The sequence below is a fragment of the Romboutsia sp. 1001285H_161024_C4 genome (assembly GCF_015550185.1).
Lineage (GTDB): Bacteria > Bacillota > Clostridia > Peptostreptococcales > Peptostreptococcaceae > Romboutsia_C > Romboutsia_C hominis.
Genome location: NZ_JADNAJ010000001.1, coordinates 61891 through 79081, shown reverse-complemented (window position 1 = coordinate 79081; position 17191 = coordinate 61891). Strand labels below are relative to the sequence as shown.

The 17191-nt window shown below is 29.1% G+C and carries 16 protein-coding genes and 1 other annotated feature; of the genes, 4 read left to right on the top strand and 12 right to left on the bottom strand.

Annotated features, from left to right (window positions below; translation table 11 throughout):
• Positions 1-3: 3 nt before the first annotated feature.
• The 3 genes from selA to I1959_RS00425 all read right to left on the bottom strand — a co-directional run bounded on the left by selA (position 4) and on the right by I1959_RS00425 (position 3428).
• Entirely contained in the window at positions 4-1404 is a 1401-nt protein-coding gene (gene selA, locus I1959_RS00435; RefSeq protein ID WP_166504903.1) for an L-seryl-tRNA(Sec) selenium transferase, read from the bottom strand.
• A gap of 220 nt (positions 1405-1624) precedes the next feature.
• Positions 1625-2665 (bottom strand): selenide, water dikinase SelD, encoded by a 1041-nt coding sequence (gene selD / locus I1959_RS00430; protein ID WP_166504902.1) that lies wholly within the window; start codon positions 2663-2665, stop codon positions 1625-1627.
• 100 nt (positions 2666-2765) lie between these two features.
• Positions 2766-3428 (bottom strand): helix-hairpin-helix domain-containing protein, encoded by a 663-nt coding sequence (locus I1959_RS00425; RefSeq protein WP_207733495.1) that lies wholly within the window; start codon positions 3426-3428, stop codon positions 2766-2768.
• Positions 3429-3506: 78 nt separating this feature from the next.
• Here I1959_RS00425 and I1959_RS00420 point away from each other — a divergent pair, with 78 nt between their 5' ends.
• Positions 3507-4817, top strand: coding sequence for a D-alanyl-D-alanine carboxypeptidase family protein (locus tag I1959_RS00420; protein ID WP_166504901.1), 1311 nt, complete (start codon positions 3507-3509; stop codon positions 4815-4817).
• Positions 4818-4928: 111 nt separating this feature from the next.
• Entirely contained in the window at positions 4929-5174 is a 246-nt protein-coding gene (locus tag I1959_RS00415; protein ID WP_092927211.1) for a hypothetical protein, read from the top strand.
• Between the two features lie 112 nt (positions 5175-5286).
• Here the strand turns inward: I1959_RS00415 and sdaAA are convergent, their stop codons facing one another.
• The 8 genes from sdaAA to nadD form a co-directional block, all read right to left on the bottom strand.
• Positions 5287-6165: an L-serine ammonia-lyase, iron-sulfur-dependent, subunit alpha gene (gene sdaAA, locus I1959_RS00410; RefSeq protein ID WP_092927213.1), complete on the bottom strand. Its 879-nt coding sequence runs from the start codon at positions 6163-6165 to the stop codon at positions 5287-5289.
• Positions 6166-6186: 21 nt separating this feature from the next.
• Complete coding sequence (gene sdaAB, locus I1959_RS00405; RefSeq protein ID WP_092927215.1) at positions 6187-6861, bottom strand: L-serine ammonia-lyase, iron-sulfur-dependent subunit beta; 675 nt, start codon at positions 6859-6861, stop codon at positions 6187-6189.
• 357 nt (positions 6862-7218) lie between these two features.
• Positions 7219-7599 carry a RidA family protein gene (locus I1959_RS00400; RefSeq protein WP_092927217.1) on the bottom strand — a complete coding sequence of 127 codons (381 nt, stop codon included), beginning with the start codon at positions 7597-7599 and terminating at the stop codon, positions 7219-7221.
• Positions 7600-7759: 160 nt separating this feature from the next.
• Positions 7760-8977, bottom strand: a complete 1218-nt coding sequence (ilvA, locus tag I1959_RS00395) for a threonine ammonia-lyase (protein ID WP_092927219.1) — start codon at positions 8975-8977, stop codon at positions 7760-7762.
• A 347-nt stretch (positions 8978-9324) separates the two neighbouring features.
• On the bottom strand, positions 9325-11745 hold the full coding sequence (leuS, locus tag I1959_RS00390; protein ID WP_195236818.1) for a leucine--tRNA ligase: 2421 nt from the start codon (positions 11743-11745) through the stop codon (positions 9325-9327).
• A gap of 56 nt (positions 11746-11801) precedes the next feature.
• Positions 11802-11994: a binding site (T-box leader), on the bottom strand.
• Between the two features lie 29 nt (positions 11995-12023).
• Positions 12024-12374, bottom strand: coding sequence for a ribosome silencing factor (gene rsfS / locus I1959_RS00385; protein WP_092927223.1), 351 nt, complete (start codon positions 12372-12374; stop codon positions 12024-12026).
• Positions 12375-12444: 70 nt separating this feature from the next.
• Positions 12445-13020 (bottom strand): bis(5'-nucleosyl)-tetraphosphatase (symmetrical) YqeK, encoded by a 576-nt coding sequence (gene yqeK, locus I1959_RS00380; protein ID WP_092927225.1) that lies wholly within the window; start codon positions 13018-13020, stop codon positions 12445-12447.
• Between the two features lie 2 nt (positions 13021-13022).
• Entirely contained in the window at positions 13023-13709 is a 687-nt protein-coding gene (gene nadD, locus I1959_RS00375) for a nicotinate-nucleotide adenylyltransferase (protein ID WP_092927227.1), read from the bottom strand.
• A 117-nt stretch (positions 13710-13826) separates the two neighbouring features.
• Between nadD and recX the strand changes: the two genes are divergently transcribed.
• On the top strand, positions 13827-14465 hold the full coding sequence (gene recX / locus I1959_RS00370; RefSeq protein ID WP_092927229.1) for a recombination regulator RecX: 639 nt from the start codon (positions 13827-13829) through the stop codon (positions 14463-14465).
• A gap of 276 nt (positions 14466-14741) precedes the next feature.
• On the top strand, positions 14742-15659 hold the full coding sequence (locus I1959_RS00365; protein WP_092927231.1) for a ribonuclease Z: 918 nt from the start codon (positions 14742-14744) through the stop codon (positions 15657-15659).
• A gap of 101 nt (positions 15660-15760) precedes the next feature.
• Here I1959_RS00365 and I1959_RS00360 read toward each other — a convergent pair whose 3' ends face one another.
• Complete coding sequence (locus I1959_RS00360) at positions 15761-17095, bottom strand: CoA-disulfide reductase (RefSeq protein ID WP_092927233.1); 1335 nt, start codon at positions 17093-17095, stop codon at positions 15761-15763.
• Between the last annotated feature and the right edge of the window lie 96 nt (positions 17096-17191).

The following is a 17191-nucleotide window of genomic DNA, read 5'->3' as shown; positions in this document are numbered from 1 at the left end:
ATACTATTTAAATATATTTTTAAGTTCATTTATTATTAAATCATATTCGTCTTCAAATATAGTCCTTACATCTAATATGTATTTATTTTCATACACTCTTGCTATTATATGAGCATTACTTAATCTTAGTCTTCTCTCTAGTGTTGATACATTCATATTATTTGGAGTTATCGCGACTACCTTACTTTTTATAGTCTCTAAAGGCATAGATCCTCCCCCAACTTGAGATAAACCATCTTCTACACATACTTTTGCATCTATTTTTAGTTCTTTTATTTTATTTAATAAATCGTTAGCTTTTTCTTCTAATTCATCTATTTTATAAGTTAACATTCTAAGCGTTGGTATTTCTTTAATTGCTTTTTCTTCATCTAAATAAGTTCTAAGTGTAGATTCTAGAGCGCATATAGTTAACTTATCTACTCTTAGGGCTCTTGTTAATTGATTTTTTTTCATTTTATCTATGTACTCTTTTTTACCAACTATTATACCAGCTTGTGGTCCACCTAGCATTTTGTCTCCACTAAAAGTAACTATATCAGCACCTTTTCGTAGAGAATCTAAAACAGTAGGTTCATAAGACAGTCCATATTTTGATAAATCGATAAATACTCCACTACCTAAATCTTCTATCACAGGTATATTATGCTTTTTGCTAAGGATAGATAACTCATCTATATCTACACTTTCTGTAAATCCAAGTATTCTATAATTACTAGTATGAACCTTCATAATAGCTTTAGTATCTTCACTAATCGCTTCTTCATAATCTTTTAAATGTGTTTTGTTAGTAGCACCAACCTCTAAAAGTTTTGTACCACTTAATTCCATTATACTTGGTATTCTAAAAGAGCCACCAACTTCTACTAACTCACCTCTTGATACTATAACTTCGCCATCTTTAGCTAATGTGCTTAATACAAGCAGTACAGCTGCTGCATTATTATTTACCACTAATACATCCTCAGCATTTGTAAGCCTTTTTATTGTATCTGCTAGATGATCGTACCTCGAACCTCTTTGACCTTTTTCAATATTGTATTCTAAATTAGAATATCTAGATGCAGAATTCCAAAGTTCTTCTTTTATACTTTCACTAAGTAATGATCTTCCTAAATTAGTATGTAATACTGTACCTGTAGCATTTATAACCTTTTTTAAGGATAATGCATAGCTTATATTAATCTCATTTTTTATATCTTTAATTATATTATTTAAATCTAAATTTATATTATTTTTATCATCCTTAATATCTATTATTTCTTTTCTTTTTCTATCTATAACCTTCCTTATGCACTCTATGACTAAATTTCTAGGATACTCTTCTAATGTATTTTTTATATCTTCTTGGTTTAAAACTTCATCAACTGAAGGTAGCTTAGAAAATAATTCTCTTTTATTCAAATAAATCACAACCTTTGCTCTAAATTTCTAATTATTTAATAATATTTTATATTATTCTATTTTATAGCTAACCCACCTTCTATGTAGTACATAATATTTTCAAAATAAAATTTTATTTGTTTAGCTATTTTATTGATCTATTTTAGTATGTTTTATGCAAATTTTTTCATATATAAAATATGGAAATCATATGCTGTATGATTTCCATATTTTATATTATCTATATAACAGTTATGTACTTACTAGATTTTTCTTTAACTTCACCAATTACTTTAGCCTCTATAGATCCATTTTTCTTCATATCTTTTATTAGCATATCTGCTAATTCTTCTCTAACAGAAATTAGTAATCCACCTGATGTTTGAGGATCGTACAATATATCTTCTATTTCAGTTGCTATATTATTTGTACTAACATCTTTTCCTATGTATTCTTTATTTCTATACATACCTGCAGGTATTATACCCATTCTTGCCATATCGACAGCTCCCTCCAATATAGGAACTTCCTTCGAATCTATTTCAATACTTACATTTGATGCCTTTGCCATTTCTAGGGCATGTCCTAAAAGTCCAAATCCTGTTATATCTGTAACTGAATTAACTTCTATATTATCAAAACTCATTGCTGCATACTTATTTAAATGTATCATAGTTTCTATTACTTTTTCAGAAACTTCTTTATCTACTAATCCTTCTTTCATAGCTGTATTTAATATACCTACACCTATAGGTTTAGTTATAATTAACTTATCACCTACTTTAGATGTTGCATTTGATAATACTTTATCTGGATGAACTATACCAGATACTGAAAGTCCATATTTGGGTTCTTTATCATCTACAGTATGCCCCCCAACTAAAAGTGCGCCACTCTCCTTAACTTTATCAAATCCACCCTTTAATATTTCTGCTAAAACATTCATATCATGACATGATGGAAAACAAACTATATTCATAGCTACAATTGGTTTTCCGCCCATAGCATAGACATCTGATAAAGAGTTTGCTGCTGCTATTTGACCAAATATATATGGGTCATCTATCATTGGAGTGAAAAAGTCTAGTGTCTGAATTAAAGCACTATCATTATTTAATTTATATACAGCTGCATCATCGGATGTTTCTAATCCAACTAATAAATTGTCTGTGCTTTCATTTCTAGGTAGTTTACTTAATACTGATGCCAGAACCTCTGGCCCAATCTTAGCCGCTCAGCCACCTGAAGTAGTCATATCTGTAAGTTTTCTTAACATCTCCATATATATCTCTCCTTGTTATGTCTTATAATAATTATAATATCATATTTTTACTTTTAAATTTACAAGTTTATATCAAATATTATTTTATTTAATGGTTATTTTACTCTATAGTAATCATATCCTTAATATCTTCATATTTTTTATCTCCAATTCCATTTACATTTTTTATTTCCTCAATACTCTTAAACTGACCTTTTTCTTCCCTATAATTTAATATTTTGTTAGCCGTAGCCTCTCCAACCCCAGGCAGTTTGTCTAAATCGCTTACGTTAGCTATATTTATATTGATTTTTGAATTATCTTCTTGAGACTTAGTATTATTTTGTGTTACATTTTCGTTATTATTATTTATTTCTTCACCTATTTTAGGTATTATATAATGCATTTCATCTTCTATAGTCATAGCTAAATTTATTTTATTTAAATCTGCCTCTTCTGTAAATCCTCCTAGTAAATCTATAGCATCTATTAACCTTTTGCTATTTTCAATTGTGACCACCCCAGGATTTTTAACCTCTCCACTTATAAATATCCTTATTTCTTTTGATTTATTTTCATTTATATCATTTTTATTTGCTGTTTTTTCCAATATTTTATCTTTGTCCATTTGTTCATCGTACTTTAAATTTTTAGTTTCTTCTTTCTCACTTTTGCTAACTACATATACATTATCTCTAACTTTTAACCCTCTATTAATTATAGTAGCAGATATAGAAAATACGGTTATGAGTATTACTATTGCAACCTTTTTTTGCTTGTTCAAATAAAATCACTCCTTCATTTTAATTATTGACAAAATTATGTTATACTAAAATATAAGTTTTGTTTTGGAGGTTAGTAAATGAAGAAAATTTTATCAATTTTGGCATCCTTGATGATTATACTCTCACAAATTTTAGGAGCTACTAATGAGGCTTTTGCTCAGGATAAAAAGCCTGACCTTACAGCAGAATATGCAGTATTAATGGACTATGAGACTGGAAAGGTTTTATACAATAAAAATGGACATTCCAGAATATATCCTGCATCAACTACTAAGGCATGGACAGCTTATGTAGTTATAAAGCACGTATCTGATTTAAGTTCAATGGTAACAATAAAAAACTTACCACCTATAGATGGATCTAGTATGTACTTAAAAAATGGAGAATCTTTTACAGTTAAGCAATTATTACAAGCTCTTTTAATACATTCTTCTAATGATGCTGCCTTTGTTTTAGCCAAATATGTTAGCGGTTCTGTGGACAAATTTGTAGACCTTATGAATAAGGAAGCTAAAGCTATTGGAGCTGAAGGTACTCATTTTAACAATCCACACGGTTTACCAGATGAAAAGCACTGGACTACAGCTTATGATATGGCTTTAATGGCCAGACAAGCTATGAGTAATGATGTCTTTAGAGATATCGTTAACACTAAATCTATAAAGTTTGAACCAAATGAGGCTTATCCTCATGAAAGATATTTTATAAATACTAATAAATTTTTAACATCTAATGAGAAAATAGACTACAAGGGTGAAAAAATCGATATTAAATATGATATAGTTGATGGTATTAAGACTGGTTATACAGATGATGCTGGTAGATGTCTTTTAAGTAGTGCTGTAAAAAACGATATGAGATTTATAGCTGCTGTTTTTAAAGCTGTTGGAAATGATTTATATCTAGATTCTAGAACACTACTAGATTATGGCTTTGATAACTTCTCTAATACTACTGTTATTGATAAATCTGACTATATAAAACATAAAAAAGTAATTTTTAGTAAACAAGGAGAATTAATTTACGAACCTGAATATAGTTATAAAGTAGTTCTTCCTAAGGGTACTAAAGATGGAATATATACTACAAAAGTTAAATTAGATGATATTAGTTTACCTATAAAAAAAGGGGACAAAGTTGGTGAACTAGAAGTTTATAATAAAAATAAACTAGAAACTACTATCAACCTTGTAGCTACAGATGATGTCAATAGCATTTTTAGCTTTATAACAGAAAATAAAATCATAATGACAATAATAAAAGTTGTATTGTTAATTGGAATTATTGCTTTTGTATTATTTATAACTATGAGAAGAAAATCAAATAAAAATAGACGTTATGCAAGTATCTATTCAAATAAAAACAAAAAATATAAAAGAAGAAGATAAGAGTAGCAATTTATTGCTGCTCTTTTATTTTGTGTAACATTTGTTACAGACAAGTTTTAACTTTTAAGTTATAATGTATTTTTTAATATATTAAATTATTGGAGGTTTATTATGAGCTGTGGATGTTCAAACATGGATAAAAATAACGGTAGAAATGTAGTAGATTTAGTTAGAAGTAAAGGTAAAGGAGATTTTCCTCTAAGAACTACTCATGATATAGAATGTGTTAATTGTAGTAAAGTATTTACAATGACTACTCATGTAGACAAATGCCCTCATTGCAACATGGTTTATGGAGTTACACCTTGTAGTTCTATGGATAAAAATAATATAAAGCCAGCTGGTGTAAATTATTAATCATTTTAACAAATTAAGTTTTTCAAAGAAGTTACTTTTTATATTTTAAGTAGCTTCTTTATTTTTACTTATATAAAAAGAGCTGTTCTCTATGAGATACAGCTCTTATATATTATCCAAATATTTTCTTAGTTAAAGAACATCCTGTGCAAGTAGCAGCAACTCCACCTAATGCAGTTTCTCTTAACTCCATTGGAAGTGTTTTACCTACTTTGTACATTGCTTCAACAGTTTCATCAAATGGTACTATGTTTAATATTCCAGCTAAAACTAATTCAGCAGATATTAAAGCATTAGCAACACCTATAGCATTTCTTCCTTGGCAAGGCGCTTCAACAAGTCCTGCTATTGGGTCACATATAAGTCCCATAACATTTTGTAAACAGTGAGATGCAGCATGAATAGCTTGTTCAGGTTTTCCACCCATCATTTCAACTACACCAGCAGCAGCCATAGCAGCAGCAGCACCAGTTTCAGCTTGACATCCACCTTCTGCACCAGCAACTGTAGCATTTCTAGTTATTATAGCTCCTATTGCTGAAGCTGTAAATAATGCATCTACCATTTGCTCATCAGTAAATCCATATTCTTTACCTATTGTAACAACAGCTCCTGGAAGTATACCACAAGAACCTGCTGTAGGTGCAGCAACTATTAGACCCATAGAAGCATTAATTTCCATAGTACCCATTGCAGCAACCATAGCTTTATTCATTAATTCTCCACATACACTTCTAGATGAATTTCTATAATTAGTTAATTTCTTAGCTTCTCCACCTATAAGTCCACCCATAGACTTTATATCTTCTTCAACAGCTCTTTCAGTAGCTGCTTTCATTATGCTTAAGCTATACATCATTTTTTCTCTTATTTCTTCTTTAGATAAACCTGACATCTCAGCTTCTCTTTCTAAACATAATTGATGTATAGGCATATTTAACTCTTTACATTTTTCTAATAATTCTGCTCCACTTGTAAAGTTATATTTCATTTTTTCGTCTCTCCTTACTCATTAGAATTTGTCTAAAACTACAACCTTAGCTATTACTTCAAACTTTCTTAATTGCTCAACTAAATCTTGTTCTAATTTTTCATCTGTTTCTATAGTAACAAATGTAAACTCAGATTTAGCTGGCTTATTTGTTGATATTGTTGATATATTTTTATTGTTATGAGCAAGTAATCCTGTTACAAACGATACTGCACCTGGGATATCTTTTATTTCTAGTACTACTGCAGCCTTTGAACCATTAAAATCAAGAGCTAATCCATCCATTTCTGTAAGTTTTATGTTACCTCCACCTATAGAAGCACCCATTACAGTTGACTTTGATCCATCTTCTAAAAGCATTTCCATTTTAACAGTGTTAGGATGTACGTTTTCTCCTAAATCAGTTTTGATAAATTCAAACTTAATACCAGCTTCTTCTGCTAATTTGAAAGAATCTTTTATTCTAGCATCATCAGTCTCAAATCCTAATATCCCACCTACTAATGCTTTATCAGTTCCATGTCCTTTGTATGTTTCTGCAAAAGAACCATGTAACAAGAATTTAACTTCCTTTATACGTTTTCCTGCTATCTTCGAAGCAGTTTTCCCTAGTCTAGCTGCTCCTGCTGTATGAGAACTAGATGGTCCTATCATGTTTGGTCCTACGACATCAAATACACTATAATCCTTAGCCATTGTATTACCTCTTTCTCCTAAAAGTCTTAATTAAAATTTTTTGATTTTAATTGCATTGCATATTAGTATTAATTTTAAATAGCTTAATATTATTATTTATCCAAAACTATCTTATATACATATTTATATCCTTAAATAAATGTATATAAACTAGTTTCTCATAAAATTCAATTTAAAATTTAATCCATTGATAATATTTTATTTAAATTCGTCATATTTTGTCAAGAAGGAAAGCAAAAAAAACTTTTTTGACTATATAATTTTATTTTGTAATTAAACATTTTTTTAACAAACTTTCCTATAAATTACAAAATGACCAGATTTAATCTGGCCATTTTAGTAATTTTTGGTAAAATATTATTTTACAGCTATTACTTCTATTTCAACTTTAACATCTTTTGGTAATCTTGCAACTTCTACACAAGCTCTTGCAGGCTTGCTTTCACCGAAGAATTCAGCATAAACTTCATTTATTTGAGCGAATTCGTTCATGTCTTTTATAAATACTGTAGTCTTAACTACATCTGCAAAGTCATATCCAGCTTCTGTTAATATAGCTTTTATGTTTGTTAGTGATTGAGCTGCTTGAGCTTTAACATCTCCTTCAACTATTTCCATAGTTTCTGGTACAAAAGGAACTTGTCCAGATACAAATAACATATTTCCAGCTTTAACAGCTTGTGAGTATGGTCCTATAGCTTTAGGAGCATTATTAGTGTGTATTACTTCGTGTTTCATTTTAAATTCCTCCTTATACATTAACTATATGTATTTAGTATTAGTCTTTCGATACTATTATACTACTATATTTATATTTGTACACATATTTTTTTAAGCAGGGTTACAAATATACTATATTTTTATTTGTAAACACCTGCTTTTAGTATATTTTTTAAAATTACATTTCTACTATATCAAATCCAGCACTTGTTACTGCATCTTTTATTTCTTTTATATGATCTTCTGATACAGTTTCTACAACTAGCTCAGCAGATTGTTTTCCTAGAGTACTTCCCATTGCTAATCTAGATATATTAGCTGCTAATATATTTCCATTTTTTTCACTTATTATCTTAGTTAATTCAGCAAGTCCGCCTGGCTTATCTTGTATTACAGTATTGAATGAGTATCTTCTTCCTTCTGTAGCTAATGCTGTTCCTATAACTCTATATAAAGTGTTAACGTCTACGTTACCACCAGATATTACACAAACAACGTTTTCATCTTTAGCTGGAACATACTTTCCACTTACCATTGCTGCTGTACTTACTGCCCCTGCACCTTCTGCTATAACTTTTTGATTTTCCATTAAGAATAAAATCCCTTGTGCTATTTCTTCTTCAGTTACAACTATAACATCATCAACTAATTCTTTTATTATTTCAAATGTTAAATCTCCTGGTGTTTTAACTGCTATACCATCAGCTATTGTAGTATCATTGAAAGCTGTAGTTACTTCACCATTTTTCATAGATTCCTTCATTGAAGGTACGTTAGAAGTTTGAACCCCTATAATTTTTACATTTGGGTTTAAAGCTTTAGCAGCTACTGCTATACCAGCTATTATTCCCCCTCCACCGATTGGACATAATATAGTGTCTACTTTATTGTCTAATTGCTCAAATATTTCAAGAGCTATTGTTCCTTGTCCTGCTATTACATATTTATCATTAAATGGATGTAAGAATGTTGCTCCAGTTTCTTTTTGTATTTCAACAGCTTTTGCATATGCATCATCATATACTATTCCGTTTAAAACAACTTCTGCTCCATATCCTTTAGTCGCTGTTACCTTTGCAAGTGGTGCTGTTGCTGGCATAACTATTGTTGCCTTTATTCCAGTCATCTTTGCTCCTAAAGCAACTCCTTGTGCATGGTTTCCTGCACTTGAAGCTATAACACCGTTTGCCTTCTCTTCATCAGTTAAGTTAGCTATTTTGTTACAAGCCCCTCTTAATTTAAAAGATCCTGTTTTTTGTAAGTTTTCGCACTTATAGAAAACATTTGCCCCAGTCTTAGCACTTAGCTTAGCACTTTCTAATAAATCTGTTTTTTTAACTATATCTTTTATAGTTTCTCTAGCTTGTTGTACATCTTGTAAAGTAACTTTTGTCATCGTATAAGTCTCCCTCTTATTAGTAATTTTTGTAATCACCCTTTAACAATTATTATTCTATACTCTTTTTTTACAAAATGCAACAGGAAATCGCTATTTCATAATTTTTTAATTTTTCTAAAAAAGTGACACAATTACTATTTTCTCCTTTATTAATTAAGAGTATACCTTTGTTACACCTTATTTTTTTAACTTGTATACATTATATTTTACTATATATTTTATATCATTTTATTTTAAAATTTTTTTAAATAATTTTAATTTATTTAGTATTTTATTGTATAAGTTTATTTCTTTTATATTATCCCTAAGCGTAAAAAAGAGGTAGCTTAGCTACCTCTTAAAAACTATTTAACAACTATATTAACTAACTTCTTAGGAACAGCTATAACTTTAACTACAGTTTTACCTTCCACTAAAGCTTTTATTTTTTCGTCTTCCATTGCTACTTTTTCCATATCCTCTCTAGATATATTAGTAGCAACACTTAATTTTCCTCTAACTTTTCCATTAATTTGAACTACTATTTCAACTTCATCTTTAACTAATGCAGTTTCATCATATTCTGGCCAAGATATATCAAATATACTTCCTTCTTTACCTATCATTGCCCATAATTCTTCTCCAATATGAGGAGCAAATGGTGAAAGTATAGTAACTATTGTATCTACACCTTCTTTTATAACAGCATCATTTCTAGCTTCTAATTCTTTGTATTTATACATTTCATTTACTAATTCCATTAATGCTGATATAGCAGTATTAAATCCAAACTTTTCATTAAGGTCTTCTGTAACTTTCTTTAAAGTTGCATTTATTGTGTATCTCATAGCCTTATCTTCTTTAGTTAATTCACCTAGAGAAACATCCTTCTTAGCTACATCTGCTAATTCATCTATTAGTCTATATACTCTATTTAAGAATCTAAAGCATCCTTCAACACCTTGATCTGACCATTCTAAATCTCTTTCTGGTGGTGCAGCAAATAATACGAATAATCTAGCCGTATCTACTCCGTATTCTTTTATTATTTCTGATGGTGCTACAACATTTCCTTTAGATTTACTCATCTTAGCTCCATCTTTTAAAACCATACCTTGAGTTAATAAGTTCTTAAATGGTTCTTTAAAATCTAACATTCCCATTTCATTAAATGCTTTAACAAAGAATCTTGAGTAAAGAAGATGAAGGATTGCATGTTCTACTCCACCTATATACTGATCAACTGGCATCCAATTGTTAACTGCTTCTTTATTAAATGGCTCTTCAGTATTTTTAGGATCTATGTATCTTAAATAATACCAAGAAGAATCAACGAAAGTATCCATTGTGTCAACTTCTCTTCTAGCTGGCTTTCCACAACAAGGACAAGCAGCATCCATAAATGTTTTTGAAGTTGTAAGTGGAGATTCACCTTTACCTGTAAATTCAACATCTGTAGGTAATAATATAGGTAAATTTTCTTTCTTTTCAGGAACTATACCACATTCATCACAGTATACTACAGGTATTGGACATCCCCAATATCTTTGTCTTGAAAGTAACCAGTCTCTTAATCTATAATTAACTGTTTTCTTACCTCTTCCCATTTCTTCTATTTTTTCAATTATAGCTTCAAAAGCTTTTGAAGCTTCCATTCCATTAAATTCACCAGAGTTTACCATTATATTTTCTTCATTTATAACTTCAACTACTGGTAATTCATATTTAGCTGCAAATTCTCCATCTCTTTCATCATGAGCTGGTACTGCCATAACTGCACCTGTTCCATAATCTGCAAGAACATAGTTAGCTATCCATAACTGAACTTTCTCTCCATTTACAGGATTTATAACGTGCTTACCTATAAATAATCCTTCTTTTTCTACATCACTTGAAGTTCTTTCTATTTCAGTCATAGTATGCATTTTAGCCACGAAAGCATCCACAGCCTTTTCGTATTCTGTTCCTGCTACTAATTCTTTTACTAGCTCATGTTCAGGAGCTAAAACCATATAAGAAACCCCATAAACTGTATCTGGTCTAGTTGTAAATACCGTTATAGTTTTATCACTTCCATCTATATCAAAAGTTATTTCAGCTCCAGTACTCTTTCCTATCCAGTTCTTTTGCATTGTTTTAACTTTTTCAGGCCATCCATCTAAAGTGTCTAAGTCTTGAAGTAATTCTTCTGCAAATTGAGTAGTCTTGAAATACCATTGTTCTAGATCTTTCTTTATAACGATAGAATCACATCTTTCACATGCACCTTGAACAACTTGTTCATTAGCAAGAACTGTTTCGCAAGATGGACACCAGTTAACAAAAGATTTTTTCTTATATGCTAATCCATGTTCTAAGAACTTTAAGAATATCTCTTGTGTAAATTTATAGTACTCTGGTGTAGAAGTTGCTACTTCTCTATCCCAGTCAAAGCTAAGACCTAATGTCTTAAATTGCTTTCTCATATCTTCTATGTTTTCCATAGTCCATTTATCTGGATGTATCCCATGCTTTATAGCTGCATTTTCCGCTGGAAGTCCAAATGAATCCCATCCCATAGGATGAAGTACATTGTATCCTTGCATTTTTTTAAATCTAGCTACTACATCACCTATAGAGTAGTTTCTAACATGACCCATATGTAATTTTCCTGATGGATAAGGGAACATTTCTAATGCATAATATTTTGGTTTTGTTGTATCATTTGTATCTGTTTTGTATTGGTTGTTTTCTTCCCAAGTTTTTTGCCATTTGGCTTCAACTTCATTTGGCTTATAAACACTCATTTTAATCCTCCTATTATTTTTATAATATTAAAAAATCCCCGTCTCTAAACATAATGTTTAGGGACGAGGATATATTTTCGCGGTACCACCCTAATTAGTCTATAAATAGACTCTCTTAGATAGTTTTTATGCCAACTACGGCTAAATAGATACTTCTAGCAAGTTCAAAGGTATATTTTACTAGTTTTCACCTACCACTAGCTCTCTGAAAAAACATATTCTTTTACTACTCTAGTCTATTTAATTATTTTTAGTTATAATAGTTTATATTATCACCTTTATGCTAATGTGTCAACATCAACATATGGAGCATCTTTCCATAATTTTTCTAGATTATAGAATGATCTATCTTCTTCATTAAATATATGAACCATTATATCGCCATAATCTAAAAGTATCCAAGTTTGAGATTCGTATCCTTCTTTTCCTCTTGGTTCTATACCAATCTTTGTAAGTTCATCTTCTACATTATCAGCTATTGCCTTTACTTGTCTTTGAGATCCTGCTGTTGCAACTATGAAGTATTCACATAAACTTGAAACAGCTCCTATATTTATTATAGATATATCTTGACCTAACTTATCATCTATTGCATCATATGCAATCTTAGTGATTTGTTCTACTGTCATATTATTTCCTACCTTTCTAAAATTAAACATATTTTTATATTATATCATAAATTGTGATTTAAATATATTACTATTTATTGCTTCTATTCTCTAGCATATAGTTTCTTGCTTTTATAGTTTTTTCATGTATCATTTGATTGTTATCTATAACAAATTTTATAGTATTATTAAAAGACAACAACAATGCTTCGTCTAAATTGCCACCATATACAAGTTCTCTTAATTTTTCCACACCATTAAAGTTTCTATCTTCTTCTATTAAGTCAGCTATATATATTATTTTTTCAAGAAGTGACATATTTTCTCTTCCTGTAGTATGAAATCTTACAGCTCTTATAACATCTTCATTTTCTATATTATATTCATATTTACATATATATGAACCTATTATACTATGAGACAATGCTAAACTATTTTTTTCTAATTTATCTAGTTTTATATCATATTTTTTAACATAAAATTTGACATCCTCATTACTTAAGTATTTTGCACAATCATGAACAATTCCTGCTAAATAAGCCATATCTTTATTATATCCGTAAATTTCGCTAAGTTTTACTGCACAATTGGCTACATTCTCAGAATGTCTATATCTTTTTTCTGGTAACATATTTCTTACTTTATCTTTTATATCATTGTAATTCATTTTTAATCTCCATTATTATATAGTTTCTTACATTCTATATACTCTCTAACTTCTTCTGGTACTAAATATCTTATAGATCCATTATTTTTTAATTTTTCTCTTATATAAGTAGATGATATATCTAAAGATGGTACATATACCTCTATAATATTTGCACTATATTTTTTTCTTAAATCATTTATTTTTTCTTTAGTACTAGCTTTGCTTATGCCCGGTCTTGTAGCTGCTATAAATGTTGCTAATCTAAAATTTTCTTCTACATTTTTCCAAGTTTCTATATCACAAATTGCATCTGCCCCTGTTATAAAATATATATCTATTGAGTCGTATTCTTTTTTCATATCCCTAAGCGTATCTATGGTATAAGTTCTTTTATCTCTTATAATTTCCATATCTGATACTATGAAATCTTCATTGCTCATGGTTGCTAACTTTACCATTTCATATCTATCATATTTGTTTACAATGGTATTTTTTTTATGTGGTGGATTGCCCGATGGTATAAATATTATTTTATCTAGTTTATATTTATCCCTAATAAATTCAGCAGTTGCTAAATGTGCAGAATGAATTGGATCAAAAGTTCCCCCCATAATTCCAACTTTTGTACCTTTATATGTTTTGTTAAACTTTCCTAGTTTTGTCCTATTTATCTCCTCTGCTTTCTCAACTAGATTACTAGTAATCATTTTTACTCTCCTTTATATATTTATACTATTATTTTATCATTTTTTTTATAATATTAAAGATTATAAATCATATTTTAGTGTATACTTATATTTATATAATTATAAAGGAGTTTAAATATGGCTATAATTACTAAAATAGAGGCACAAAAAAGGAATACTGACAGAGTAAATATTTATGTAAATAATGAATTTTTCATGGCTATATTTACTGAATTAGTATATACATTCAGTCTAAAAAAAGGTATGGCTATAGATGAAAATGACTTAAAATCTATACTTAAAGAAGAGATGTATATAAAAGCTAAAACAAAAGCTCTAAATATTTTATCTAAAGCAGATCAATCAGAAAATAAAATAAGAGAAAAGCTTTCAAATGACTTTGAAGAAGATACTATTGATTTAGTTATAGAATTTTTACAAAAAAATAATTTTATAAATGATGAAATTTTAGCTCAAAAAATAGTCAATACAAATGTTAATTTAAATAAATATGGTAAAAATAAAATTAGACAAAATCTATATAACAAAGGTATAGATAAAGATTCTATAGAGCAAGCTATATCTAGCTTAGATCAAGATAAAGAATTTGAAAATGCTATGTATTTAGCCAAAAAAAGATATGATAGGATAAAAAACGACGATAAACATAAAATATATCAAAAAATTTATCAACATTTAGCTTATAAAGGCTTTAGTTATGATATTATTAAACGTGTACTAAATAAATTACTAAACGTTGATGAATACGATATGTAGTTTTAGGAGGATTTACTTTGAGCGAGGTTAAAAGAATATTAATAGGTGCTATAAGCCTAGGAATAGGTATATATAATCTTATTCAACTATATAGACAAGATAGCCTTAGATAAAATGGATTATAAATTTATAATCCATTTTTTGCTATAAATCTTAAAGTTTATACTTTATTTAAATTAATATATATTTTTTATCTATAAATATTTCTTTTTGCTACAGCAAATACTATTTCCTGGGTAATTAATTATATAAAAACTATTTTATGAGGAGTTTATAATGATTGATTTAATTTTACTTGGATGCGGAGGGAATCTCCCTACCCCTAATAGATATTTATCTTCTCTTTTTATAAATTACAATGGTAGTAAAATATTAATAGATTGTGGTGAAGGTACTCAAATATCTATGAAAATGAAAAATTGCGGATTTAAAAACCTCGATCTAATTCTTATAACACATTTACACGGGGATCACTTTAACGGATTACCTGGCCTTTTATCTACTATTGGTAATAGTGGCCGTACTGATGACCTAACTATAGTTGGCCCAGTTGGTATAAAGGAATATATAAATGCTGTTATGGTTTTAATTGAATACATACCTTATAAATTAAATATTATAGAAAATCCTAAAAATACTTTTTCCCTAGACCATGATATATTAAAAGACATTGAAATCTCAACTATGGAACTTGACCATTCTAGAGAATGTCTCGGATATAGTTTATATTTTAAGAGAAGGCCTAAATTTAATAAAGAAAAGGCAATTAGTAATAATGTTCCTATTATACTTTGGCAAAAACTTCAATCTGGAAAAAATATTGTATATAACGAGGTAGAATATACTCCTTCTATGGTGCTAGGAGATAATAGAAAGGGAATTAAAGTTAGTTTTATTACAGATACTAGACCTTTACTATCTATACCAGAATTTATAAAGGATAGTAATTTGTTTGTATGTGAGGGTATGTATGGTGATGATATGGATATTTCAAAAGCTGTTAAAAATCATCATATGACCTTTAGAGAAGCTGCAAACCTTGCTAGATTAGGAAATGTAGACAAGCTTATTTTAACTCATTTTAGCCCTTCTCTTGAAGACCCATATATATATTTAAATAATGCTACTAGTATTTTTAAAAATACAATTATAGGAGAAGATAGATTAAGCTTTAATTTAAACTTTAAAGATTAATTATCAAAACGTATTATATTAATATTACATTAAAAATAGGTTATTAAGCATAATAAGCATACCTAATAACCTATTTTTAATCATTTATCGATATTAAGTTACTATTTAGCCACATTTCCTGCTACGTTTAGTACATCCCAAGTTCTAGCAAATGGAGGTGCATAACATAAATCTAACATACCTAATTGATTAGTTGTTAATTTAGCAAATACTGCTGTTGCTATTACATTAGTTCTTTGAACTGCATCTTTAAATCCAACAACTTGTCCCCCTAATATAACCTTTGTTTTTGCATCATATACTAACTTGACATATATCTTATTTCTACCTGGGTAGTAATTAGTTTGGTTAAAATCAGATATAAACTTAACTTTAAAGTCTAATCCAAGCTTTTGTGCTTGTACTTCTGTAAGTCCTGTAGAACCTGCTTCCATGTCCATAACTTTAATACAACTTGATCCTAAAGAACCTTGGAACTTATTATTAGCTCCAGCTAAATTTTCTCCAACTATTCTTCCTAATTTATTGGCTCCTGTCGCTAATGGAACATAAGAATCTTGTCCGCTTACTATATTTTTTATAGTAGCACAATCTCCAGCTGCATATATATCTTCTATAGAAGATTTTCCATATTCATCAACTATTATTGCTCCATTAGGTAACATATTTATACCTGTATCTTTTATAAAATCAGTAGCTGGTCTAACTCCAGTAGCTATTATAACTACGTCAGCTTTTATTTCACCTTTATTAGTTATAACTTTTTCTACTTTAGTTTGTCCAACAAGTTCTGCTGCAAGTTCTTCTAATCTTAAATCAACATTATGTTTTTTAATTTCCTCTTCTAAAACATCAGTCATTTCTTTATCAAATACATTCTCAAGTATTCTACTTGTTGATTGAATTACTGTTACATTTTTACCTAATTTTTTAGCAGCTTCAACAGCTTCTAGACCTATAAATCCAGCCCCTATTATAACTACATCTTTATTTTCTTCTTTATTTAATAATTCTTTTACTTTTATTCCATCTGCCATGCTCTTTAATGTAGATACGTTTTCTAACTGTACATTCTTTATAGGTGGTATTACACTATATGCACCTGTTGCTACCATTAACTTGTCGTAAGAATCTTCAAATTCTACACCAGTTTCTAAGTTTTTAACTATAACCTTTTTATTTATTGCATCTACTTTTACTACTTCATGATGTATATTTAAGTCTATTCCAGTCTCTCTAAACTTTTCTGGACTTCTTGCTATCATATTGTTAGGGTCATCAAAAAATCCTCCAACAAAATATGGCAATCCACAAGCTCCAAATGATACAACTTCTCCCTTTTCATATACCACAACTTCATAATCTGGTTTAATTCTTTTAAGTTTTGCAGCCGCACTCATTCCAGCTGCAACTGCACCAATTATTATAACTCTCATTTTTGCCTCCTAAATTGCAGTCATTTTATATTTTATAATTAAGTTAGTATTTTGCCTTACTTTTTATACCATTCTTAGTTATTATATTAACATTAT